12 protein-coding genes, 1 pseudogene and 1 CRISPR repeat array are annotated in these 23,668 nt (G+C 70.0%); of the genes and pseudogenes, 9 read left to right on the forward strand and 4 right to left on the reverse strand.

The genetic code is table 11. The features are described 5' to 3' along the window. Positions 1–53: 53 nt before the first annotated feature. Positions 54–1,337 carry an FRG domain-containing protein gene (locus JJJ15_RS07525; protein ID WP_200510325.1) on the reverse strand — a complete coding sequence of 428 codons (1,284 nt, stop codon included), beginning with the start codon at positions 1,335–1,337 and terminating at the stop codon, positions 54–56. A 76-nt stretch (positions 1,338–1,413) separates the two neighbouring features. Continuing rightward, a complete protein-coding gene (locus JJJ15_RS07530; protein ID WP_200510326.1) occupies positions 1,414–2,508 on the reverse strand; it encodes a DNA cytosine methyltransferase in 1,095 nt (364 codons plus the stop codon). Between the two features lie 439 nt (positions 2,509–2,947). Here JJJ15_RS07530 and JJJ15_RS07535 point away from each other — a divergent pair, with 439 nt between their 5' ends. The 9 genes and pseudogenes from JJJ15_RS07535 (at position 2,948) to JJJ15_RS07585 (ending at position 22,141) form a co-directional block, all read left to right on the forward strand. Beyond that, positions 2,948–5,773 (forward strand): DUF1156 domain-containing protein, encoded by a 2,826-nt coding sequence (locus tag JJJ15_RS07535; protein ID WP_200510327.1) that lies wholly within the window; start codon positions 2,948–2,950, stop codon positions 5,771–5,773. A 1-nt stretch (position 5,774) separates the two neighbouring features. Beyond that, positions 5,775–9,164, forward strand: a complete 3,390-nt coding sequence (locus JJJ15_RS13470; protein WP_200510328.1) for a DUF499 domain-containing protein — start codon at positions 5,775–5,777, stop codon at positions 9,162–9,164. 29 nt (positions 9,165–9,193) lie between these two features. Beyond that, the gene (locus tag JJJ15_RS07545) at positions 9,194–9,421 is read left to right on the forward strand and encodes a hypothetical protein (RefSeq protein ID WP_200510329.1); all 228 of its coding nucleotides are present in this window, start codon (positions 9,194–9,196) and stop codon (positions 9,419–9,421) included. Further along, positions 9,418–9,783, forward strand: coding sequence for a hypothetical protein (locus JJJ15_RS07550; protein WP_200510330.1), 366 nt, complete (start codon positions 9,418–9,420; stop codon positions 9,781–9,783). The genes JJJ15_RS07545 and JJJ15_RS07550 overlap by 4 nt, the downstream gene beginning before the upstream one ends. A gap of 283 nt (positions 9,784–10,066) precedes the next feature. Next, the gene (locus JJJ15_RS07555; RefSeq protein ID WP_246741965.1) at positions 10,067–10,819 is read left to right on the forward strand and encodes a M50 family metallopeptidase; all 753 of its coding nucleotides are present in this window, start codon (positions 10,067–10,069) and stop codon (positions 10,817–10,819) included. Between the two features lie 761 nt (positions 10,820–11,580). Then, positions 11,581–12,573, forward strand: a complete 993-nt coding sequence (locus JJJ15_RS07560) for an SPFH domain-containing protein (protein ID WP_200510331.1) — start codon at positions 11,581–11,583, stop codon at positions 12,571–12,573. 9 nt (positions 12,574–12,582) lie between these two features. Then, positions 12,583–12,777, forward strand: a pseudogene (locus JJJ15_RS13605) (hypothetical protein); the annotation flags it as partial. A gap of 380 nt (positions 12,778–13,157) precedes the next feature. Then, positions 13,158–19,835 (forward strand): DEAD/DEAH box helicase, encoded by a 6,678-nt coding sequence (locus JJJ15_RS13105; protein WP_246741967.1) that lies wholly within the window; start codon positions 13,158–13,160, stop codon positions 19,833–19,835. A 753-nt stretch (positions 19,836–20,588) separates the two neighbouring features. Further along, positions 20,589–20,911: direct repeats of the CRISPR family, unit length 37 nt; unit sequence GTCAGGGAGCACCCCGCACCGCTAGGTGCATTAAGAC. Between the two features lie 465 nt (positions 20,912–21,376). Then, on the forward strand, positions 21,377–22,141 hold the full coding sequence (locus JJJ15_RS07585; RefSeq protein WP_246741968.1) for an SUMF1/EgtB/PvdO family nonheme iron enzyme: 765 nt from the start codon (positions 21,377–21,379) through the stop codon (positions 22,139–22,141). Between the two features lie 157 nt (positions 22,142–22,298). Here JJJ15_RS07585 and JJJ15_RS07590 read toward each other — a convergent pair whose 3' ends face one another. Then, positions 22,299–22,814 (reverse strand): hypothetical protein, encoded by a 516-nt coding sequence (locus JJJ15_RS07590; protein WP_200510332.1) that lies wholly within the window; start codon positions 22,812–22,814, stop codon positions 22,299–22,301. A 276-nt stretch (positions 22,815–23,090) separates the two neighbouring features. Then, entirely contained in the window at positions 23,091–23,651 is a 561-nt protein-coding gene (locus JJJ15_RS07595) for a TetR/AcrR family transcriptional regulator (protein WP_200510333.1), read from the reverse strand. Positions 23,652–23,668 lie beyond the last annotated feature (17 nt).

Consider the following 23,668-nt stretch of genomic DNA (forward strand, 5'->3'; position numbering starts at 1 on the left):
CAAATATGTAGCGACAACATCTGTTTTATGTACACTAGAATCGTGTCGAAATACTACTCTTGTGATTCAATATCGTTCAGACTAGGTAGTGGCAGATGTCGTGTGTATTGAGCAAATGCCGACATGTCAGGGTAGATGTAAGATCGAGTGTATCCAAATCGCGATTCAAGAAAGTCGTGGATTTCTTTCTTGGCGTCAGCCTTGATCAGAAAAGTGAATGTGGGTGCAAGATTGGCTTTGGTGGCTCGTGGAGGTGTTGTTATGCTCACGATTTTGGAGAGGATGGAGCTGGATGCCAAGACATCTACTCGCGTCCATATCTTGTCAGTCCTTGGGCGGTTCAAGCTGCGCCTGACTCTGTTAGTAGTTATCGGTACTCCGTCCACCAGGAATGCTGCATTCTGGGTGGAAATCCTAGCGTGGTAAGCTGGAGGTGTCCATATGCGTCGATTGCCGCCTGTTCCCCAGTCCATATTCTGGCGTGACGTATTATCGTTCCAATTGTGCCATAGCGGCTGATAGGATCGCCAGAGCTCGTCTAGCACGATGCCTTCTTCAACGTCACTGCCTGCGATCTTGTTGGAGTCGAGGTGTCTTATGCTGGTCCTAGCAAATGCAATGAGGCGCCCATCTGCTTCATCTTGACCTGACTCAACGGCGAACCAGGCTGCTATATATGGATTTTTTGTCACGTCAAGAAGGCGGGTCAGGCCGCCTTCGTGCTGAATTCGAGCAAATGTTTCGAGAGCAGGCTGCCCGTCGAGTCTCCAGTCAGTGCGCGCTGCCTTGAGGATCTCCTTCTCGGCTGCGATCACTTGCTCCTCGGTAGGGAAAGGTTGGTCGCCTCTCGCTTTGCGTGGATTTATTTCCACCTTGTTTACTTCCATTAAGGCTCGGTAGAGTCCGCTGTGAATACCCCATTCAGAGTTAGAGTGTCCACGCCAAACTAGTTGCAACATGCCGACGTTTGAGATCAGTTGTGCGATCGCCGAGTTTAGGTCCTCGAAAGACCTGATTATCTTCTCGTGTTTTTTAAAATAATCGCCTGGAGAGGTGAAGGTGGGTGAGTACGGAGATCTCGGAGTGTCTAGATGCAGATAGTCTTTTTTGTCTGTTCGTGACGTGTACCTCATGATCGAAGCAAGTCGTGACATGGCTTCAATTATACTCTTTTGCGCTTCGTCTGTAAGCCGCACGTTATTTGCGATTGCTGCAATCGTTTGCCGCATGCTATCTGATGAATCTATAACCGATTTTAGTTCTGATGATGCTATTTGTGACATCTGGGCATAGCTCAGATTTACGTCTCTGAGGAAATGGGTATCATTATCTGACATAAGTGACTTCCTGTTGATTATCGACATGAAGGTTGATTCGGGTTATCGTGAGTGCAATACGCGTTTGTCACCACCGTCAGAAAGCTGTCAGTAGCTGCTTGGCGACTGCTCTGGCCAGTGGGATGGGGACGGCGTTGCCGATCTGCCTGGCAATCGCGGTACGGGAGCCGACGAAGCGGTGGTCCTCGGAGAAGCCCTGGAGCAGGGCGGCCTCGTAGTGGGTGATGGCCCGATTCTCGCTCGGGTGCAGGTAGCGGCCCTTCTCCGGCTTGAAGAACTCGGTGCGGATGGTCACGGACGGGCGGTCCCAGTAAAGACGCCCCATGACGTCCATGGATCCGGTCGTGTGTTTGAGCCAGCAGGGCGCCTTGAGGTTGTCGGGAAGATTGGTTCGGTTGCCGCCCGCGGGGATATTCTTGAAGCGCTCCACTGATATCCTTCTGTAGTTTCTACTCCAGTGGAGCTCCCGGATGCAGAAGGCGCCCGGCACCGCACGGTTCCCGACCAGCGTGCGGACCTCGTTAAAGCGTTCGTCCATGTCGGGCTTGAGAGGGACGCCCAGCAGCGCCTCGCGGACGGTCCTGTACGGGAGCAGGCTGCCGGACTCCTCCGGCCCGTGCGTCACCTCGGGAAAGCCTGGAGCCTCTAGGTCCCGGTGGTGCCCGATAATGACGGTGCGCTTGCGCGCCTGGGCCGCCCCGTAGTCCGCAGAATTGAGGACCTTGTACGTGAAAGTGTATTCCTGGAGGAATCCTTTTGGCAAGGTCGCCGCAAAGAAGGCCTCATATTGCTGGGACCTGACGAACGCGGGGACGTTCTCGACCACAAAGTACCTGGGTTGAACCCGTCTGAGCACCTCGGCGTACTGTCTCCACAGGAGATTGCGTTTATCCTCCGCGTCGCGCTTGCCCAGGTTGCTGAAGCCCTGGCACGGCGGCCCGCCGACGACAATATCGATGTCGGTGGGCATCTCCGCACACTCGATCCACTCCTGGATGGGACCCGCAAAGACGTCCGCCTCCGCGAAGGTCTCGGCGTAGGAGGCGGCGGCCTGGGGGTCTATCTCGACCGCGGCGACGCTGCGGAAGCGGTCGGACGCCTGGTGAAAGCCCGCAGTCAGCCCACCGGCCCCAGCGAAGAGGTCGAGGACGCGGATGGGCTGGCTACTCATGCCCCTAGATTAGCTGGCACCGCCGACAGGAGACAGGATCCGGTGGGGAGAAGAGTCTCCCGGGCGGCAGCTCCCCGGGCGGAGGGTGCACAGCTACAGGCCATGGACGCCGCGGGGCGCGAGGAGGGAGGTGGCTCCCCGGACGGAAGGTGGTGGGGACGGCGGGGACGGTGCACAGGGACGGTGGCCCCTGGCGGCTCCCCTGGTGGAGGGCATGTGGTCGCCACGTGGTGGCGTGGGTTGACGAGCCGGGCAGCTCCCCGGGCGGAGGGCATGTGGGGACCGCGGCCGGGACCGAGCCGGGGGTGCCGTGGGAGCTGAGCGGGGGTGCGCCAGGCGGCGGAGCTCGTGCGTCGGGCACGCAGCGGTGAGTAGACTGCCGACCACGACGGCGCCGACGCCCGGCCCGCCAGCTCGCACCCTGCTCGGAAGGACGCCCGTGTCGAAGAGGAAGCTCATTGAGGTCGCGCTCCCCCTCGACGCCATTAATGCGCAGTCCGCCCGCGAGAAGTCGATCCGCAAGGGCCACCCGTCAACACTCCACCTGTGGTGGGCGAGGCGACCCCTGGCCACGGCGCGGGCGGTCCTCTTCTCCCAGCTGGTGGACGACCCCTCGGAGCGCTACGAGGAGTTCCGCGAGGCGGCGGCCGCCCGCGGCGAGGCCGACCCGGACGCGGCGGCCCGGAGCACGGTGCTCTCCGAGCGGCAGCGGCTGTTCACCCTCATCACCCGCCTGGTGGACTGGGACAGCATCGGGGACGAGCACCTGCTGCGGGAGGCCCGGGAGGAGATCCTCCGTTCGACGGACGGCGAGCCCCCGGCGATCCTCGACCCCTTCGCGGGAGGCGGATCGATCCCCCTGGAGGCGCAGCGCCTCGGCCTCGAGGCCCGGGCCTCTGACCTCAACCCCGTGGCCGTCCTCATTAACAAGGCGCTCATTGAGATCCCGCCGCGCTTCGCCGGGCGCCCGCCCGTGTTCCCCGGCGCCGACGACGGCACCCGTCCCTGGCCGGGCGCCCACGGCCTGGCCGAGGACGTGCGCCGCTACGGGGAGTGGATGCGCCAGGAGGCCCACCGCCGCATTGGCCACCTCTACCCCAGGGCCCAGCTTCCCGACGGCAGCGAGGCGACCGTTATCGCGTGGATCTGGGCCCGGACGGTGACCTGCCCGAACCCGGCCTGCGCTATTGAGATGCCGCTCGTGCGCTCCTGGTGGCTGGGGAAGAAGAAGGGCAAGGAGGCCTACATTGTCCCGACGGTCGTGGGCGACCACATTGAGTACTCCATAGGGCACGACCCCAAGGAGGCGCCGACGTCACAGACTGATGGGACGGTCAACCGGAACGGCGCAAAGTGCCTTGCCTGCGGTACGGCTATCGGTTTCGCGCACATACGTTCCGAGGGACGTAACAGAAGAATTGGCGCGCAGCTTATTGCGGTGGTAGCTGAGGGCAGCCGGGGCCGCACATATCTGTCGCCGAGCGCGGATCAGCTGAATCCGGTTCGATCACTGTCGCCTATTGATGGTCCAATCGGAAGCCTTCCCGAGGCTGCTCTTGGATTCCGAGTGCAGGCCTACGGCATGTCTGACTACGCAAATCTTTATACGACTCGTCAACTGACCGCATTGACCACCTTCTCCGACCTGGTGGGGGAGGCGCGTGAGCGGGTGCTGCGCGATGCGCTCTCGACGGGCGCGGCCGAGGGGGAGCGGCTCGAGGAGGGTGGCTCCGGGGCGTCGGCGTACGCCGACGCCGTCGCCACTCTCTTATCATTCTCGGTTAGCAGAATGACTAATAAAATGTCGTCGATCTGTTCATGGGATTGCAGCAGCAAGATGGAGGCGATTCGCAGCGTATTTGCAAGACAGGCACTGCCTATGGCATGGGATTTCGCCGAATCTAACCCTTTTGCTGGTTCAAGTGGGGATTTTTTGAAGGAGATCGGACGCATTGCCGACACGACGCACTCACTGCCTGCTAAAGGATGTGGAAGTGCCATTCAAGTTGATGCCGCGTCGCGCACATACAGCGGTTTCACGATCTCGACTGATCCCCCCTACTACGACAATATTGGTTACTCGGACCTGTCCGACTTCTTCTACGTGTGGCTCCGCCGCTCCCTGCGCAATATCCACCCGCACCTGCTCTCCACGGTGCTCGTGCCCAAGGAGGAGGAGCTCGTCGCCAACCCCTACCGCCACGGCGGCAAGGAGGGCGCCCGCGAGTTCTTCGAGCACGGCTTCGAGGACGTCTTCGCCCGCGCGCGCCAGGGCGCGAACCCGGACTACCCCGTCACCGTCTACTACGCCTTCAAGCAGTCCGAGACCTCGAAGGCGGGCCGCACCTCCACCGGCTGGGCCACCATCCTCGGCGCCATTATCCGCTCCGGGTGGACCATTACCGCCACCTGGCCCATGCGCTCCGAGCGCGGCGGGCGCATGACGAGCGTGGGCACCAACGCCCTGGCCTCCTCCATAGTCCTCGTCCTGCGGCCCCGCCCCGAGGACGCCCCGGCCACCGACCGGCGCGCCCTGGTGCGCGAGCTGCGCTCCACCCTCCCCGAGGCCGTGGAGACGCTGCGCTCCGGGGGCGTCGCCCCCGTGGACCTCGCCCAGGCGGCCATCGGCCCCGGCATGAGGGTCTTCTCCGGGTACACGCGCGTCATTAGCCCGGACGGGACCGACATGAGCGTCGACGACGCCCTCGCCCAGATCAACGCCGTCCTCGACGAGGTCCTTACCGACCAGGACGACGACCTCGACCCCGACACCCGCTGGTGCCTCGCCTGGTACGAGGACCACGGCTTCGACGCGGGCCCCTACGGAGAGGCCGAGACCCTCGCCTCGGCGCGCAACGCCTCCATCGACGCCCTGCGCCGCGCTGGCGTCCTCACCGCGGGCGGCGGCCGCGTCCACCTCATCGGCCCCCAGTCCCTCCCCACGGACTACGACCCCCGGACCGACGACCGCGTCTCCTGCTGGGAGGTCGTCCTCCACCTCGCCCGGGCCCTGGAGGCCACCGGCCTCGACGGGGCCGGGCGGCTGCTCGCGGCGGCCCGCGAGCGCGGCCTCGACGGCGAGGTGCTGCGCTCACTGGCCTACCGCCTCTACTCCCTGGCGGAGCAGGGAGGCAGGACGGAGTCCGGCGTCCTGTTCAACGCGCTCGGCAGCTCCTGGCCGGAGATCGAGGCGGCCGCCCGCCCCACCACGACAGCCCACGGCGGCCAGACCGCCATCGACCTCGGCGCCCTCGAGGAGTACTGACATGCCCGCGCCCTCCAACCACGCCCGCGTCGGCGAGGCCATTGTGATCCTGGCCAAGGTGCTCGGCCCCTGGATCACCCAGGTCCTCCAGGGCCGGATCCCGGCGAACACGACGTGGCCCGAGCTCCTGGAGGCCAAGGACGGCTACCCCTCCGGCAGGCGGTACAGCGCGGGCGACCTGCAGTGCCAGCTGCGGATCATTACCGAGCGCGTCGGCGGCCTCGGCTTCCTCTTCAGCGGGATCCTCTCCCGCGGCGAGCAGAACCTGGCCGGGGAGCTGCGCGAGGTCCGCAACACCTGGGCGCACTCCACCCAGTTCAGCGCCGACGACGCCTACCGCGCCCTGGACACCGCCGAGCGGCTCCTCAAGGCCGTCAGCGCCCCGCAGGCCGCCGCCCGCGTCCGCCAACTGCGCCTCGACGTCCAGCGCAGCACCTACGAGGCGGCCGCGCGTCGTGACACGCGCGCCGCCGCCGTCGCCATGCCCGGCCTCGGGGAGGACGGGCTCGCCCCCTGGCGCGAGGTGGTCCGCCCCCACAGCGACATCGTGTCCGGGGACTTCGGGCAGGCCGAGTTCGCCGCCGACCTCCACCAGGTCGCCCAGGGCGAGGGCGCTGAGGAGTACGTGTCCCCGACCCGCTTCTACGAGCGCACCTACCTCACCGAGGGCCTCAAGACCCTCCTGCGGATGAGCGCCAGGCGTCTGGGCGGGGACCGCAACGCCCAGGCGGTCATTAACCTGCAGACGACCTTCGGGGGCGGCAAGACCCACTCCATGCTCGCCGCCTGGCACCTGGCGGGCGGCACACCGCTGAGGGAGCTCCCCCAGGAGGTGCAGGACCTCCTTAAGGACCACCCGCTGCCCGACCACGTCAACCGGGTCGCCGTGGTCGGCAGCGAGATCTCCCCCGGCCAGCCCTCCACCAAGCCCGACGGGACGGTCGTCAGTACCCTGTGGGGCGAGCTCGCCTGGCAGCTCGGCGGCGCCGAGGCGTACGAGACCCTCGCCCAGGCCGACCGCACCGGCACCAACCCGGGTCGCGCCCTGCGGACCCTCCTGGCCCGCTACGCCCCCGTCCTCGTCCTCATTGACGAGTGGGTCGCCTACGCGCGGGGCCTGTACCGGCGTGACGACCTCGTCGGGGGGAGCTTCGACACCCAGTTCACCTTCGCCCAGGAGCTCACCGCCGCCGTCCAGGGGACGCCCGGGGCCCTCCTGCTGGTGTCCATACCCGCCTCCGACGTCCGCGACGGCACCATGACCCGGGCCTCCGAGCTGGAGATCGGCGGGGAGGGCGGGCGCGAGGCGCTCCAGCGCCTCCAGCACGTCGTCGCCCGTGTTGCCCACAACTGGAGCCCGGCCACCTCCGGGGAGAGCTTCGAGATCGTCCGCCGCCGGCTCTTCGCGGACCTCGACGCCGAGGCCACCCGCAGGCGCGACGCCACCGTCAAGCACTTTATGACCTACTACAGGCACCAGCGCGGCGAGCTGCCCCGGGAGACCTTCGAGGTCGACTACGAGAGGCGCCTGCGTGCCGCCTACCCGATCCACCCCGAGCTCTTCGACAGGCTCTACGGGGACTGGTCCTCCCTGGAGCGTTTCCAGCGCACCCGCGGCGTCCTGCGCCTCATGAGCGCCGTCGTCCACTCCCTGGTCCGGTCCGGCGACGACTCCCCGCTCATTATGCCCGGCTCCGTGCCCCTCGACGACGCCGCGGTCCGCGACGAGATCGCCAGCTACCTGGACGACGCCTGGCGCACCATTATCGAGAAGGACGTCGACGGGGAGAGGGCCACGCCGCTGCAGATCGACCGCGACCGCCCGCTCTTCGGCAGGCGGGCCCTGACCCGCCGTATCGCCCGGGCGCTGTTCCTCGGCTCGGCGGCCACGCTCGACTCCGCCCACAAGGGGATCGAGCGGGAGCAGCTCTTCCTCGGCGTGGCCATGCCGGGTGACACGCTGGGGAACTTCGGCTCCTCGCTCCAGCTCCTCACCGACCGGGCGACCTACGTCTACACCGAGGGGAGCCGCAGCTGGTACGACCGGCAGCCGTCGATCAACCGCATGGTCATTGACCGCGCCGACGCCCTCGAGGCGGAGGACGTCGCCCAGGCCGGGGTCGAGGTGCTCCGGGGCCTGGCCGGGACCGCCCCGGAGTTCAGCGCCGTGGACGTCGCCCCCGCCTCCACCGGGGACGTGCCCGACTCGCCCAGCACCAGGCTCGTCCTCCTCCACCCGCGGCACACGGTCGGCGGGAGGGCGACCGCCCTGACCGGCCCCGGCACGGAGTTCGCCCGCGAGCTCCTCAGCCGGCGGGCCTCAGCCCCCAGGGTGAACACGAACGCCCTCGTCCTGCTCGCCCCGGACAAGGAGCGATGGAACGACGCCGACCACGCCCTGCGCCTCTACCTGGCGTGGTCGGAGATGGCCGGCCCCGACTCCGTGCGCGCGCACGACCTCACCCAGAGCCAGGCGGCGCAGGCCCGCGGCAAGGCAGACGAGGCGCGTGCCGCCGCGGAGCGGGCCGTCTCCGCCGCGTGGCTCTGGGCCCTCTACCCCGTCCAGCCCGACGGCTCCCGCCCCTTCACCATTGAGGGGACGCGCGTGGACGGCTCCGAGCCGCGTGCGGCCGTGCGCGCCGGGACCAGGCTCGGCAAGGAGGACGTCGTCCTCACCTCGGCCACAGCCACGACCATCGCCCTCCAGCTCAACGGCCCCAACCTGCGGGCGAGGTGGAACGAGGGGAGGATCACCGCCGCCGAGCTGTGGGGTATCTTCACCCGCTACCCCTACATGCCCCGCCTGCGTGACGAGAGGGTCTTCCTCGCCGCGGTGTCGAGCGTCATGGACGACATAGGCTGGGAGACCACCGGGCTCGGGTTCGCCCTGGCTGGCGGGTACGACCCTGAGCGCGGCGACTTCACGGACCTGCGCATCCCCCTGGAGGACGAGACCCCGCAGGTCACCGGGCAGACGGTCCTGGTCTCCCCCGCCCTGGCCCGCGCCCAGCGCAGGCGGGAGGAGGCCGAGCGGGCGCGCCCCCAGGAGCAGACCGGCCGGGACCCGGCGTGCGCTGACGCGGAGGGGCCCCGCACCCCGCGCCCCGGTCCCGGGGGCCGGTCCGCCCGCCCGGGACCGGGGCGGGCTGGCGCGGACGGCACCCGGTTCAGGGGCGCCGCCGAGCTGGACCCGACCGGCGACGTCGCCGCCCAGCTCACCACCCTGGCCGAGGAGATCCTCGTGCACCTCCAGCGCGGGGCGGACAGCCTCGAGATCGCCGTGAGCATCGACGCGACCCGCCGCGGGGGGTTCGACCGGGACACCGTCCGCACCGTCACCGAGAACGCGCGCGTGCTCGGCCTCAAGCCGGGACGGTTCACGGAGGGCTGATGGACCCCATTGCCGGCAGGAGGGGCGCGATGCTGCTGACGTTCGCCGCGGACACGAGGCCGGGGCAGGAGCGCTCGCCCGGGCTCCTGCCCGGCTCAATGCCCGCCGCCGATACCGCCACCATCTTCTCGCTCGCCCTCCCCTACGGGGCCGCGCCGAAGGGTCGTATCGTCTTCTCGGTGAGGCGTCCCGACAAGCGTGACGAGCCCGTCGTCGACGTCGTGTCCATTCCTGAGCCTGAGCGGAGGAAGTCGTGATTACGCGCGAGGAGGCCATGAGGATCGTGGCCGGGCGCTTCGTGCCGAGAGGCATGGTGCTCGACGACGAGGTCCTGGAGGACGATGACTGGTACGGGATCTCCTGGTTCGAGGCCGACCCGTGGGAGCGGGAGACCACCCCGGACGGCGTCTACCACCCGGAGAGGGTCGTGGACGGCGTGCCGGGTTCCGTGCTCGTGAGCAAGCACGACGGCTCGGTCAGAGTGGTCTACCCGTCCTTCTTCGAGGAGGAGCTCACGATCTTCTACACGATGTACAACGCCGCCCACCCTGAGGAGCGCGAGGACCACACCGACCCCCTCCCCGACGACGCCCCACCACCCATCCGCCCCATGGGCTGACCTACCACCGCCCACCCCCAGGCCCCCGCCATCGTCATAGTGCCGGGGCCTCGGTCCCAGGGAGCACGTCTTTACCGGTGCACCAGGGCGCGCTGGCCCCGCCACTGCCACCAGTGCCAGCATGAGGCAGGCCCCATGGGCTGACCGGGGAGGGCCGGCCTGTACTCTGCGGCGACCGGGAAGGCAGAGGGCGCCCCGTGGGTAATCAGGGAGGCCCATGTCATCTGCGGCCTGAGCGGCCCGGTTCCAGCGCCCCCACAGGCTCCCCTGGCAGACTCGGCGTATGACGATGCCTGCCGCAACGCTTCCCGTAGCGCTCCCCGCCAGCCCCGACTGGTCCCACCTGTGGGACGAGGCGGTGGCCCGCCTCGCCCCGGCCTCCCCCGACCCCCACGGCCTGTGGCCCGCCCTGGTGGTCCTGGCCGCCGTCCTGGCCCTGCCGACCCTGCGCCGCTGGGGTCGCACCCTGACCACGATCGTTCACGAGGCCGGGCACGCGGGCGTCGGCATCCTCGTGGGCCGGCGCTTCCACGGCTTCGTGGTGGGGCGCGACCTGGGTGGACACGCCGTGACCAGCGGCAAGCCCACCGGCCCGGGCCGGGCCCTGACCTCCTGGGCCGGCTACCCCGCCCCCGCCCTGCTGGGCCTGGGCCTGGTCGCGGCCGCCCTGGCCGGCTGGGGCGGTGCGGTGCTCGGCGTGGCTATCGTGGTCCTGCTCGGCCTGCTGGTCATGTCCCGCTCGCTGCTCACCGGCGTCCTGGTGATCCTCTCCGGCCTGGCCGCGCTCGCCCTGTGGTGGTGGGGCGCCACCTGGCGCGACGCCGCCGTGGCCGGGCTCGGCCTGGTCCTGCTGCTGGGTGCCTGGGACTCCCTGCGCGACGTCGCCGCCTCCGGGGACCCGAACCAGGACCACGGGACCCTGGCCTCCCTGACCCCACTGCCCGCGGGCTTCTGGCTGTTCACCTGGTTCCTGGCCGACGCCGCCGCGACCGCGGGCGCCGCCTGGCTGGTCTGGCAGGCCCTGGCTCAGGCGTGATAGCCGCACCGAGACACCCCGCACCCCAAAACCCCTCAGGCGGGGTCTTGGGCCGGGCAGGATGGCCCGGGTGTGGCGGCCTGGGCACGGCGTCGGGCCAGCGGTTGGAGGCCAGGCGCCCTGGGCCGGGTGAGGCCTCACGAGTCCGTGGGGCGCTGGATCTTCACCGGGCTCCGTTGGTGGCCATGAGAAGGGTCGTCCGCCCTGCGCTGGTTGTCCCACCCCGCGGGATAGCCCCGCGTGCCGTGCGAATAGGGATCTATGCGCGGCCTGCGTGGTGTGGGGCGACCGTTCTGTCGCAATCTGAGGATCAGAGCCGACCCCACCCCGCCCCCGCCTTTGTACGCTCAATGTCCACGCAGGTCAGGAGCCTGGGCTCTGGTACGTCCAGGAGTGCCCTCCGCCCTGATCCTCAGATTGCGACACGCACGGTAAGCAGCACGGCAGACGTGCGGGAATCTAGAGGCAAGACCGCATAACTAATCTGATTTGTGGTCGGAGACCGTCCCGAGCGGCTCCCGAGCGGCCCCGCATCGCAGCCGCCGGGCACCCGGGTCGCCCGTCCTCCCGTGGCGGGGGCCTCGGGTACCTGGAGCCCACGCCGCCACGCGCCCCACCCGTCCTCCCGTGGCGAGGGATCCCCGGACGCCTCCGTCCCCGCGACACCGGCCCGTCCGCTGTCGCCCCATAGGCGGGGCCGTGTCGTAGGGGTTGCGCCGGGCTAAAAAATAGATATCATTTTGTTAGCCAAGGAGGTTCTCATGTCCACTGCTCCCACCACCCCTGCCGCTCCCACCGGCCCTGAGGCCCCGGGGCGGGCGCCCGACGCCCTCGCGCACCTCTCCGGCCGCGTCGACATCGCGGAGCGTCCTGCCCGCACCGCCGGCCCCGCGGCCGCCTTCATCACCCTCGTCCTCCTGCTGGCGCTCATGGCGGGGGCGGTCGTCCTGTTCATCAGCGGCGCCGTCGCCGCCGACGCGGGCAGGCCCGTGGGGGTGCCCCTGATTATCGGCGGGTCCGTGGGGTTCGTGCTCACGACCCTGCTGCTGGTCACCTCCCTCGTCATCGTCGTCCCCGGCCAGACCAGCGTCCGCCAGTTCTTCGGCCAGTACATCGGCACCGTGCGCCGCACCGGGCTCGTGCTCGTCCCGCCGCTGACCACCGGCAAGAAGGTCTCGGTCAAGGTCCACAACTTCGAGACCAGCGAGCTCAAGGTCAACGACCTGGACGGCAACCCCGTCAATATCGCCGCCATCGTCGTGTGGCAGGTGGCCGACACCGCCCGCGCCGTCTTCGCCGTCGAGGCCTACGAGGAGTTCATTAAGGCGCAGGCCGAGTCCGCGCTGCGCCACGTGGCCACCACCCACCCCTACGACGAGCCCGGTCCCGGCGAGACCTCCCTGCGCGGTGGCACCGACGTCGTCTCCGCCGAGCTGGCCACCGAGGTCGCCGCCCGGGTCGCGCTGGCCGGCCTGGAGATCGTCGAGGTCCGTATCTCCTCGCTCGCCTACGCCCCCGAGATCGCCCAGGCCATGCTCCAGCGCCAGCAGGCCGGCGCCGTCATCGCCGCCCGCGAGCAGATCGTCGAGGGCGCCGTCACCATGGTCGACCAGGCCCTCAAGCGCCTGGAGGACGGCGACGTCGTCACCATGGACGACGAGCGCCGGGCCCAGATGGTCTCCAACCTGCTGGTCGTGCTGTGCTCCGACCAGCGCACCCAGCCCGTGGTCAACACCGGCTCCCTCTACGCCTGAGACGGACCCGTGGCGGCAAGGGAACGCAAGCAGGTCCTGCTCAGGCTGGACCCCGCCGTCCACGCGGCCGTGGCCAAGTGGGCGGCGGACGAGCTGCGCTCGGTCAACGCCCAGATCGAGGTCATTCTGCGCCGCGCGCTCACCGACGCCGGCCGGGGCGTGCGCGCGGCGCCCATGCGTGGGCGGGGGCGACCGCGCAAGGAGGCGTCGGGGCGCGACGGCGAGGGCGTCAGGGAAGCTGGCAGGGCGGCTGTGGATGGTGGAAGAGCTGGAAAGACAATTGAGAATGGCGGAAAGACCGATGAGAGGACTGAGATCAAGAAAAGAGTGAATAAGATAACTGATGACAGTGAGTAAGCTGGAAAAATAGTCTAAGACGAGGTAGCCGGGAGGACGACTAAGGGTGTATGGGAGAGCCGGGAAGGTGGTCGAGAATGGCGGCTCCCGGGGCGGGTGAGCCAGGTGGGTAGGCCTCAGGTGCGGGAAAGAGGCGTGCCAGCCCCGTGCTAGCCCCGCTGCGCCAGGTGGCGGGCCAGGTAGCGGCCGGTCACCGAGCCCGGCGCCGCGCGTCCATACTTGGGGTCGTGCCACTGAACGACTTCGCCCCCGCGACCCGGGCCTGGTTCGCCTCCGCCTTCCCCGGCGGCCCGACGCCGGTCCAGCAGCGCGCCTGGGCGGCGATCCGCCGCGGCGAGAACGCGCTCGTCGTCGCCCCCACCGGGTCGGGCAAGACGCTGGCCGCCTTCCTCGCCGCCATCAACCGGCTCGTCCAGGACGCCGCCTCGGAGCGCGACGCACCTCGGGACGGTCACGGCCCCACAGGCCGCCCGACCAGGACCGCGAGCGTCGGCAAGGCGCGTTCGCGGAGCGCGCGGGCGTCCCGGCGCGGCGTGCGCGTCCTGTACGTCTCCCCGCTCAAGGCGCTGGGGGTCGACGTCGAGCGCAACCTGCGCCGCCCCCTGGCCGGCATTACCGCGGCCGCCGCGGAGCTCGGGAGCCCGGCCGTCCCGGTGAGCGTGGGCGTGCGCTCCGGGGACACCCCCGCCGCCGAGCGCCGCCGCCTGGCCACCCGCCCGCCGGACATCCTCATTACGACGCCGGAGTCCCTCTACCTCATGCTCACCAGCGCCGTGCGCGCCACGCTGCGCACCGTGGAGACCGTCATCGTCGACGAGATCCACTCCTTCGCCGGCGCCAAGCGCGGCACCCACCTGGCCCTGTCCCTGGAGCGCCTCGATAACCTCCTGAAGCGCCCCGCCCAGCGCATCGGGCTGTCCGCGACCGTCGCCCCCCGCGCCGAGATCGCCCGCTTCCTCGGCGGTGCCCGGCCCGTCACCGTCATTGCCGACGACGAGCCCGCGACGCCGGAGGTGAGCGTGGTCGTGCCCGTGGCGGACATGACCCGTGTGCCCGCCACCGCCGACCGGCGCTCCCGCATGGACCGTGCCCTGGCCAGCCCCCTCGGTCGGGGTGGTCGGGGCGGCTGGGGAGATCGGGGGCGCGTCGGCCAGGGAGGTTGGGGGCGCGCCGGCCGCCCTGGGCGGGGCGACGACGCGCAGGCCTGGCGCTCGGACCGCGCCCTGCGACGGGCAATGGCCGCTGGGGCAGCTGGTCCTATTGATTTGGCTGGTTCTGCTGGTCTGGCTGGTTCTGCTCATCCGGCTGGCCCCGTTAATCCGGCTGGTCCTGCCGGTCTGGCTGGCCCGGTCGGCTCCTCAGGCGGCGGGGTTGATCCTGCTGGTCTGGCTGGCCCGGCCAGCCCCTCGGGCGGGGGCGACCCATCCGGTCCTGGCGACCCGGCCGGACCGGGCGGGACTACCGCCTCTCGCGGCAACGGCGGGACCGCCGGTCAGACGACCGCGTCCATCTGGCCCCACATTGAGGAGGCGATCCTGGACCAGGTGCTCGCCCACCGCACCACCCTCGTCTTCGTCAACTCCCGCGGCGCCTGCGAGCGCCTGACCGCCCACCTCAACGAGGCCTGGGCCATGCGCGTAGCCGCCGGGGAGGGCCTTGGCAGGAGCGGCGGAGCCAGCAGGGAGGATGAGGCCATCGGGGCGGTCGGCGGAGCTGGCGAGAGCGGAGCCAGCAGGGAGGAGCCATTGGCTGGCCCGCCCGCTGGCGGCGCACCCACGCCCGCCGACATCACCGTCGAGCCGACTGCGCTCACGGGCGCGCCCTCCGGCTCTGCCCGTGCCGCGGCAGTCGACGCCGATTCCGGGCGTGCCGATTCCGTCGAGCCCGCCTGTGCCCCGTCAGCTGCGCCGGCCGAGCCAGCCCGCCACCACGAGTCCTGGGAGATGGCACGCGCCTGCGGGTCTCCTGCGCCGGCCGAGCCCGTCCTCCACCACGAGTCCTGGGAGATGGGGGAGACCAGGCGTTCCCAGGCCCTGCCCGAGGGCGTCCCGGTCATTGCCCGGGCCCACCACGGCTCGGTCTCCAAGGAGCAGCGCCTCGCCGTCGAGCGCGCCCTCAAGGCGGGTGAGCTGCGCTGCGTGGTCGCCACCGCCTCACTCGAGCTCGGTATTGACGTGGGCTCCATTGACATTGTCCTCCAGGTCGCGCCCCCGCCCTCGGTCGCCAGCGGTCTGCAGCGCGTGGGCCGCGCCGACCACCGCGTCGGCGGGCGGCCCCGTGGCACCATCTACCCGATCGAGCGCACCCAGCTCATCGACGCCGTCGTCGCCGCCGAGGGCATGCGCGCTGGCGCCATTGAGCGCACCGTGCTGGTGACCAATGCCCTGGACGTCCTCGCCCAGCAGACCGTTGCGGCCGCGAGCATCGAGGACCTTAACGCCGACGCCTGGTACGCCACCGTCCGCCGCGCCGCCCCCTACGCCGAGCTGCCGCGGGCCGCCTTCGACTCCGTCCTGGAGCTGCTCAGCGGCGGCTTCGCCTCCGCGGACCTGGCCGACCTCGCCCCGCGCCTGACATGGGACCGCGACTCCGGCACGCTCACCGCCCGGCCCGGCGCCCAGCGGGCCGCCGTCACCGCCTCCGGCACTATCCCCGACCGCGGCGCCTTCCCCGTCGTCCTGCCCGAGGGCGCCCAGGACGGCGGGCGGCGCCGCGTGGGCGAGCTCGACGAGGAGATGGTCAACGAGACCGCCGTCGGCGACATTATTACGCTGGGCACCACCAGCTGGCGGGTGCGCGAGATCGGGGCCGACCGTGTCGTCGTCGACCCCGCCCCCGGCCGCAGCGCCCGCCTGCCCTTCTGGAGGGGCGAGGGGCCCGGCCGCCCCGCCGCCACCGGGGCCGCCAAGGGCGCCTTCCTGCGCGAGGCCGCCGGGCTGGTCGAGGGCGCGGGGGCCGGTACCGCCAGCGCCGTTGTCACCGGACCCCTCGCACAGCCCGACGGACCCGCCGTGCAGCCCGCCAATTCTGGCGCGTCGCCTGACGCTGGTGCCGGACCCCTCGCACAGCTCGCCGGACCCGCCGTGCAGCCCGCCAATCCTGGCGCGGCGTCCGCCGGGCCCCTCGCGCGGCCCGACGCCGGTGCCGGGCCCGCCGCGGTGCCCGCCCTCGTGAGCCGCCTGGCCGCCGCCGGCCTGGACGCCAGCGCCCGGTCCAACCTCATCGCCCTGCTGCGCGAGCAACGAGCGGCCACCGGCGTCGTCCCCAGCGACACCGCCCTGGTGCTGGAGCGCTGCGAGGACGACAGCGGCAGCCTGCGCCTCATCCTCCACAGCCCCTTCGGGCGGCGCGTCCACGAGCCCTGGGCCATGGGCGTCCGCGAGCGCGTGCGGCGCGGCCTCGGCATTGAGCCGCAGGTCGTCGCCGCCGACGACGGGATCGTCCTCCAGCTGCCCGCGACCACCGCCGCCCCGGGCGCCGAGCTCGTCACCTTCGACGCCGACGAGCTGACCCGGCTCGTGCGCTCGCGGATCGAGGAGACCGCCCTGTTCGCCGCCCGCTTCCGCGAGTGCGCCGCCCGCGCCCTGCTCATGCCGGGGGCCGCGCCGGGGCGCCGCGCGCCCCTGTGGCTCCAGCGCGTCAAGGCCGGGCAGCTCCTGGAGGCCTCCCGACAGTTCCGCGACTTCCCCGTCGCCCTGGAGGCGGCGCGCGAGTGCCTCCAGGACGTCTACGACCTGCCCGCCCTGGCCTGCCTCATGGAGCGGATCGCCGCGGGGGCGGTGCGCGTGGTCGAGGTGACGACCCGGACGCCCTCGCCCTTCGCCCACCCGCTCCTGTTCGGGTACACGGCCGCCCTGCTCTACCAGGAGGACCTGCCGCACGCCGAGCGCCGCGCCCGCCTGCTGTCCCTGGACCCGGACACGATTGCCGCTCTCGTGGGCGACGCCGGGGTCGCCGGGCTTCTCGACGCCGGTGTCCTGGCCCAGGTCGAGGCCGAGCTCCAGCGGCTCGCCCCGGGGCGGCGGGCTCGCCCCGACGCCGAGGGCGTTGCCGACCTGCTGCGCGAGCTCGGGCCGCTGACGGCCGCGGAGGTGGCCCAGCGGCTGGCGTGGCCCGACGACGGGGGCGGTAGCCCGGACCCGGCCGGCAGCGAGGCCGCGGTTGGGGCTGCCGGGGCCACCGACGCCGGGGCCGTCGTCGGCGGGACAGGGGCTGTTAAGGCTGCTGGCCCGGCCAGCACTGCCGACGCCGGGACCGGGGCTGGCTGCGAGGCTGTTGTGGCTGGGGCCGCCGACGCCGGGGCCGTTGGGGCTGCTGAGATGAGCTTGGGCGGACGGGTTAATGCGGCCGGGGTCGTAGGTGACGAGGCTGCTGGCCCGGCTGGCGCCGAGACGGAGTCGGTCGGCGGCACTGCGGTCGCCTCCGGTGCCGTTGAGCCGGGCGCCGGGCAGGCGGGTGAACAGGCGGTCCGCATGGCGCAGGAGCTTCTCGACTCGCTCGCAGCTGCACGTCGGGCGGTGCCCTTGCGGATCGCGGGCCGTGAGCTGTGGGCGGGCGCGGCCGATGCCGTCTGCCTCCACCGCGTCCTCGGCGTCGAGATCCCGGACTGGGCTGGCGGCGGCGCGGGTGCCGGTGCGGCTCCGGGCGGTGGCGCGGGTACCGACGTTGCCTCGAGCGGTGGCGTGCCTCCCGGTGCCGGTGCTGACGGCAGCGTGGCCCCGGACGTCGGTGTGGCTCCGGGGGTCCGGCGCGCCGAGGGCGCTCGCGGCCCGCTGGCCGAGCTCGTCCTGCGCTGCGCGCGCTCGCGCACCACGGTCACCGCGGCGGGGCTCGCCGAGCGCTTCGGGGTGGGGGCGGGACTCGTGGAGGACGCGCTGGAGGAGCTGCGGGCGCAGGACGCGGTCCTGCGCGTCGGCGGTGTATCTGCGGCCCCGGCGGCCCCGGCGGCCCCGGCGGATCTGGCGGGCCTTGAGGGCCAGGTGGCCCCAGCGGCCTCTGAAGGCCAGGTGGCCCCGGCGGACCCGGCCCACGCCACCTGGATGGCGACGACCGTCTTCCGCCGTGTGCGCCGTCGTTCGCTCGACGCCGCCCGCCGGGCCGTCCGGCCGGTGCCCGGTGAGGCCCTTCAGCGCCTCGTGCTGGAGCGGGCGGGGCTGGCTGGCGCGCGGGCGGATCGTATTGAGGACCGGGATCCGCTCGACGTCCTGGCTGAGACCCTCGCCGCGCTGGAGGGTGTGCCCCTGCCGGCCGCCGCCTGGGAGGGGCACGTTCTGCCCGCCCGGGTTCCCGGGTACCGGCCGGGCATGCTCGACGAGCTCCTCGCCGACGGGGACGTCCTGTGGCGGATCGTGCCCGAGGAGGCCGGGGAGCGGGCTGGTTCCACTGACGCTGCGGGCGCTGGCAGCGGGGCAGCCGACGCCGCACGGGCCGGTGGCGCTGCGGCCCGCGGAGCCCCAGGCGGTGCTCCAGTTCACGGAGCCCCGGGTGGCGCTGCGGCCCGCGGAGCCCCGGGTGCCGGGCGCGCGTCCTCGCCGACGGCGGGCCCGGGGCGCACCGGGGCAGCGGTCGGCCTCATCGCCTTCTACCCCTCGGACTCGCCGCTGGCTCCCGTGATCGGCCCGCTCCTCACCGACGAGGACGCTGCGGGTGCCGGTGCCTGGGCCTCCGGTGCTGGAGGCGCTGGCAGCGTGAGTGCCAGCAGCGTAAATGCTGCCGGGGGCGCCGGTGCCAGTGCCGAGGGCACCAGTGCCGGTACCGGGAGCACCAGTGCCGGTGCCGGGGGCGCCGGAGTCACTGGCACCGGCCGGGGCCCCTTGCCTGAGGCGGTCCTGCGGGGTCTGGCCACCGCCCCGACCTTCGCGCCGGTGCGCGCGGCCCTTCAAGCCGGCGCGGCTCCCGCACGGCAGCGTCGGGTCTCCAGCAGGCGGAGGCGCGGACGCCTGACCGGACTGGCACGGGCCGCGTCGTCCTCGGGGATCGCGACGGGCCCGTGGGCTGCGACAACCCCAGGCACACCGGTCCCGGGCGCACCTGGCAGCGGGTGGTCGGGCGCCCTCGGTGTGCCCCGGACCGCCTGGTTCCGCCTCGACCCGCCCGAGGTCGGCGACGAGGAGCGGGCCCTGGCGGAGGTCGACTCCCTCCTGGACCGGTACGGCGTGCTGAGCCGCGACGTCGCCCTCGCCGCAGGGCTGCCTGGCGGGCTGACGCCGCTGGCGCCCGTGCTGCGGCGCATGGAGGACGTCGGGGCGCTGCTGCGCGGGCCCTTCGTCGAGGGCCTCGGCCCGGCCCAGCTCGCCGCCGCGGACGTCGTGGACCGACTGCGCGCTCTCGCCGCCCCTGCTGAGAGCCCCGATGCGTCAGGATCGGCACTCTCGGACGAGGTAGACGGTGACACCGCTCTTGTACGAACAAGACGTGCGGGCGCGGAGGCCGCACCGGGCTCCCCCGAGCAGGAGCGCGCAGTACGACGCGCGGAGGCCGACGCCGTCGTCCTCGATGCCAGGGATCCGGCCTGCCTTGCCGGGGGCCTCCTGCCCTGGCCCAAGGCCGCGCTTCCGCCCGGGCTGGCGGACGGGGTGCCCGGCAAGGTCGAGCGGCCTGCCCGACGGTCCGGGGCGAGCGTCGTCCTCATTGACGGGAGGCCTGTTCTCTACGCCGTCGAGAACTGGCGGACGCTGACCTCCTTCACGGCGGACGCCGACGAGCTGGAGCGAGCGGTTGCGGCGCTCGCCGGGGTCGAGCGTGCCGCCGCGGCGCGAACCGGGCGCATGCCGCGCCGCGTCGTCGAGCGTCTCAACGGGGTCCCCGCCCTGGAAGCGGGCGTGGGCGAGCTCCTGGGGCGCGCTGGCCTCGTGCTGGACCCGCGCGGTATGCGTCTGCGCCTTAACCCCTACGGGCGGGGCTGAGCGTCCCCGTCGACGTGGCCCCCACCCCCCGCTCGCGAGAACGGTACTTGTTTGTGCCGAGAACGGTACTTGTTCGCCGTGAGAACGGGCGTCCGTGGCTGGCCCTCGCAGAAGAGCACGATCGCGTACAGCGTGAACGGGACAAGATCTAATTGTGGGGAACTGTCCCTTGGTCGTGCTGGCGTGGACGGGGGTCGTGTGTTACGATTTTATTCGTGGGGGTGAGAGGGCTGAGGGCGGCACGGGGTAATGCTCAGGAGGCTGTTTTCGGGTCATGTGTGTGGAGGATATCTTTTCCTGCTGCCTGGCCTGCTCCGGACAAACCACTCGATCCTATTCTGTCCGCGCTGTAATGGAGTCCGACGACGTGGCCTGTCTTCTGCTTTGTACGTGTCCTGTACGGGATGGGTGGGGGCGGTGCTCGTGCTCGACGACTGGGCCTGTGCCGGAGGGGATCTGGTGAGGGGAGGGGGGCGCACGTGCGGATGCCCGCAGGGTTGAGGTCGACCGAGCTTGTGGTCTTGGTCACCATCACTGTGGCGCGGAACACCCCTCCCGACTGCCACTTTTCCGCATGGTCTCGTCCAAAGCCGGCGCCGGATCCGCTCCCGGGGCCGTCGGTGGCGAGTGGCGTCATACCAACGAAAGGTGGTAGAAATGAGGTGCTCCAGCCACCTGCCGGAAGGGCCCCGCAGGGCCGGTGGCGATCCAGCCCCTGGAAACGTTGCAACCACGCGCCTCCCAGGAGCAGGGGTCAGGGAGCACCCCGCACCGCTAGGTGCATTAAGACATGCACGTGGATCTTCATACCGACCTTCAGGTCGTGTCAGGGAGCACCCCGCACCGCTAGGTGCATTAAGACACTGTTTCTATCACACCAGAATATGCCTCTATCTGTCAGGGAGCACCCCGCACCGCTAGGTGCATTAAGACCGGTCACGCCACGTCTCACACAGGAGCCGCCCTGGTCAGGGAGCACCCCGCACCGCTAGGTGCATTAAGACGCGCCAGCGGCCATGAGCAGCCCACGGTAGTGGGTGTCAGGGACCACTCCGCACCGTTATAGTGTGAATAGAACAAACTCTAATTGTAGAGGATAGAGCATCCCTAGTTGGTGCCGCTGGTGGAAGTGGTGCTGGTGTGCTGCTGTTCTGCCTGTGGGAGTCAGGGGCTGTCGGCCGGGTCGCTGTTACCGATGAGGAGCGGAAGCTCCTCGTGGAGAACAAACGGAGCGTGCCGTGTGTTCTCATGAGGGTGAAGTCGAGGGCGGTGCTGCTCCTGGCCGGGAGGACGAGACCACACCCCGGCAGCGGGAGGAGATCCCAGGGGGCTATATTGGTTCCCCGGGCCAGGACAGCCGAGTTGGAGCCCCGCGGTCCTGAACCAGCCAGGACAGTACCACCATTATCGACGCCCTCGCAGGCCTGACCCTTGGGGGCACCGGGGGAGAGTGATGTAGATGAACAACCCCACAACCAGACCTTGTTCTGTATACGCAGAACTTAGGCCCCAGAGTTTGTCTCTCCAGGTAGGCTGAGATTATGTCCGCCTCAGCTCCCGTCATGATCGATGTACCAGCGGGCTCGATCGCTCTGCGTGACGCAAGGACCAAGACCTCGCGGACGGTGGATCTGCAACCTTTTCGTATCGCCCGCGCTCCGGTGACCTGGGAGCTGTACGCGAGTGTGTACATGATGTGCGTTCCGGATGGCCAAGGCGGCGCGACACCGGTTCACTCGGTGTCTTGGCTCGATGCCGTCGCTTGGTGCAACGAGTTGTCGAACCGATCAGCCCTGACTCCTGCGTATACCGTCAATGACGATAAGGTCGATTGGGACGTAACAGCAGACGGATTCCGTCTTCCGACCGAAGCGGAGTGGGAATGGGCATGCAGAGCGGGATCGACTGGCCCGCATTATGCTCCGCTCCCGGACGTCGCCTGGACCAGTGCCGACGACGTGACGGCGCCACAGGATGTAGAGCGCAAGCAGCCGAACGCGTTCGGCCTGTTCGACATGCTCGGCAATGTCTGGGAATGGTGCTGGGACTACGCTGATCCGGCCCGGTATGCTGACTACCGGGTGTTCCGCGGAGGCGGGTGGAGCGACAAGCACTGGGATGTTCGCGCCTCGGTACGTCGAGGCACCATGCCCGGTGCGAAGCTGGATGATGTTGGTTTCCGAGTTGCTCAGGGTGCTGTTGCTGAGGCTCCGGGTCAGGCGGCCCAGGGATGGTCCCATTGCGCGGATCAGGAACGGGCGAATCTCACAACCGTTCCTTTCGGCTGGACTCCCCTACGCAGGTAGCGGCTCCGAGCAGCGACGAACCCACCTATGAGGTGGGGCAGACGCTCAAACCCATTTCTTCCGCACGCCATGTAATTCATGATGGTATCCGGTGTGTTATGAAACTGTCTTCGTGGCACGGATACTTCGCCCCAGGAAGATATCTAGATGATTGATTTCAAAGAGGGTGCCTAGTGGTCGTAGAGGGTCGGTGAGCGCGAGCCTGGACCTGTTGAAAAGCCTCTGATCCCAGGCCGTATTCCTCGGCCTCGACCGGATCGATAAGGGTGATTCGGGAAAGTTGCTCGGCGAACATGGACTGATCGAACCCGACGTCGTGCTCAGCCCCCAGGGCCAGGAGGTCAGCGTCACTGTAGCGGCCAAAGATGCGGATCGAGTCCAGGTCCAGGAAGTCACGTACCTCACCGCGGGAGTACACGGCTGAGAGCTTTCTAGCCACGGCATCGCGCTCTGAGAGCACCAGCCCCAGGCTCATCCGCACGGGTGGATCTGCACGCCAGTTCACTGCGAAGTCCACCTCCAGCACCCAGATGCTACCTGGGTCGCGGACTCGCAGGCGGGAGAACGCACCTGTGTCCCGTAGCCGTGACACCTCGAATCCTGCTTGAGTCAGAGCGGCATCGGCGGTATCGACAGCGGTCCGGAAGTCCTCGCTACCGATCAGCGAGTCCACGAACAGGTCGATATCCTCTGGTCGATATCCTCTGTAGGTCTGTCCGTCAGGCCGTGGGCGCGAGAGGCGGGTCGGCGCGCAGGCCGGGACGGGAACCTGCGTGACCCTGCTGTGACCGGCAGGCCGGGACGGGTTGGCCCTTACGCGCCTCAGGCGACCTAGCCCGGGCGGGATCTGTCGTCGTGCGCTGCCAGTCGGGAGCTGTGGTGCTCGCGTGCTGTATCGGTCGGGCTGCTACCGGGCTACTGCCGGGCTACCGGTCGGGCTGCTGCCGGGCTACCCGGCCGGGCTCACGACCGCGGCCGTGAGGTCGCGCAGGAGCCGGGCGTAGGTGTCGCGCACCCGGGCGGGGTCCTCGGAGTCCAGCCAGTCGGCGAGCAGCTCGGTAATGCCCGCGGCGGCGAAGCGGGCGCGCAGCCGGGTCTGCGCCGCATGAGGTCCGGGCAGCCGGGCGAGGATCCGCTCCGCCAGCACGTCGACGGACGCATGGTGCGTGATCGCCGGGGCGGCGCCCGTGTTGCGCAGGGCGCGCACGAGGTTGCGGTCGCCCCAGATGCGGTCGAGGAACCGGCCGAGCGAGACCTGGAGGTCGGCGTCGGGGGCGTCGGCGTCAAGGGCGAGGGCCGCCTGCTGGTGCTCCCGCAGCCGTTCGGCGACGGCCCGGCCGACGAGGTCGTCCAGGGAGGCGTAGTGCTGGTAGAAGGTGGGCCTAGTCACATTGGCCCGTCTACACACCTCGGTAATGGTGATGCGCCCGGCCGGGCTGGTACGCAGCAGGTCGATGACGGCACTGGTCAGGGCCCGCCTGGATTGCGCGACGCGCTCGGTCGTGTCCACTGCCACAGACTGGCATG

The sequence above is a fragment of the Actinomyces sp. HMT897 genome, from assembly GCF_016626125.1.
GTDB lineage: Bacteria > Actinomycetota > Actinomycetes > Actinomycetales > Actinomycetaceae > Actinomyces.

What these genes read in the sequence shown, in the direction of transcription:
- JJJ15_RS13470 (WP_200510328.1), top strand. Translation starts at nt 5,775, where the DNA reads ATGCCCGCGCCCTCCAACCACGCCCGCGTCGGCGAGGCCATTGTGATC.
- JJJ15_RS07545 (WP_200510329.1), top strand. Translation starts at nt 9,194, where the DNA reads ATGCTGCTGACGTTCGCCGCGGACACGAGGCCGGGGCAGGAGCGCTCG.
- JJJ15_RS07585 (WP_246741968.1), top strand. Translation starts at nt 21,377, where the DNA reads ATGTCCGCCTCAGCTCCCGTCATGATCGATGTACCAGCGGGCTCGATC.
- JJJ15_RS07555 (WP_246741965.1), top strand. Translation starts at nt 10,067, where the DNA reads ATGACGATGCCTGCCGCAACGCTTCCCGTAGCGCTCCCCGCCAGCCCC.
- JJJ15_RS07525 (WP_200510325.1), bottom strand. Translation starts at nt 1,337, where the DNA reads ATGTCAGATAATGATACCCATTTCCTCAGAGACGTAAATCTGAGCTAT.
- JJJ15_RS07560 (WP_200510331.1), top strand. Translation starts at nt 11,581, where the DNA reads ATGTCCACTGCTCCCACCACCCCTGCCGCTCCCACCGGCCCTGAGGCC.
- JJJ15_RS07530 (WP_200510326.1), bottom strand. Translation starts at nt 2,508, where the DNA reads ATGAGTAGCCAGCCCATCCGCGTCCTCGACCTCTTCGCTGGGGCCGGT.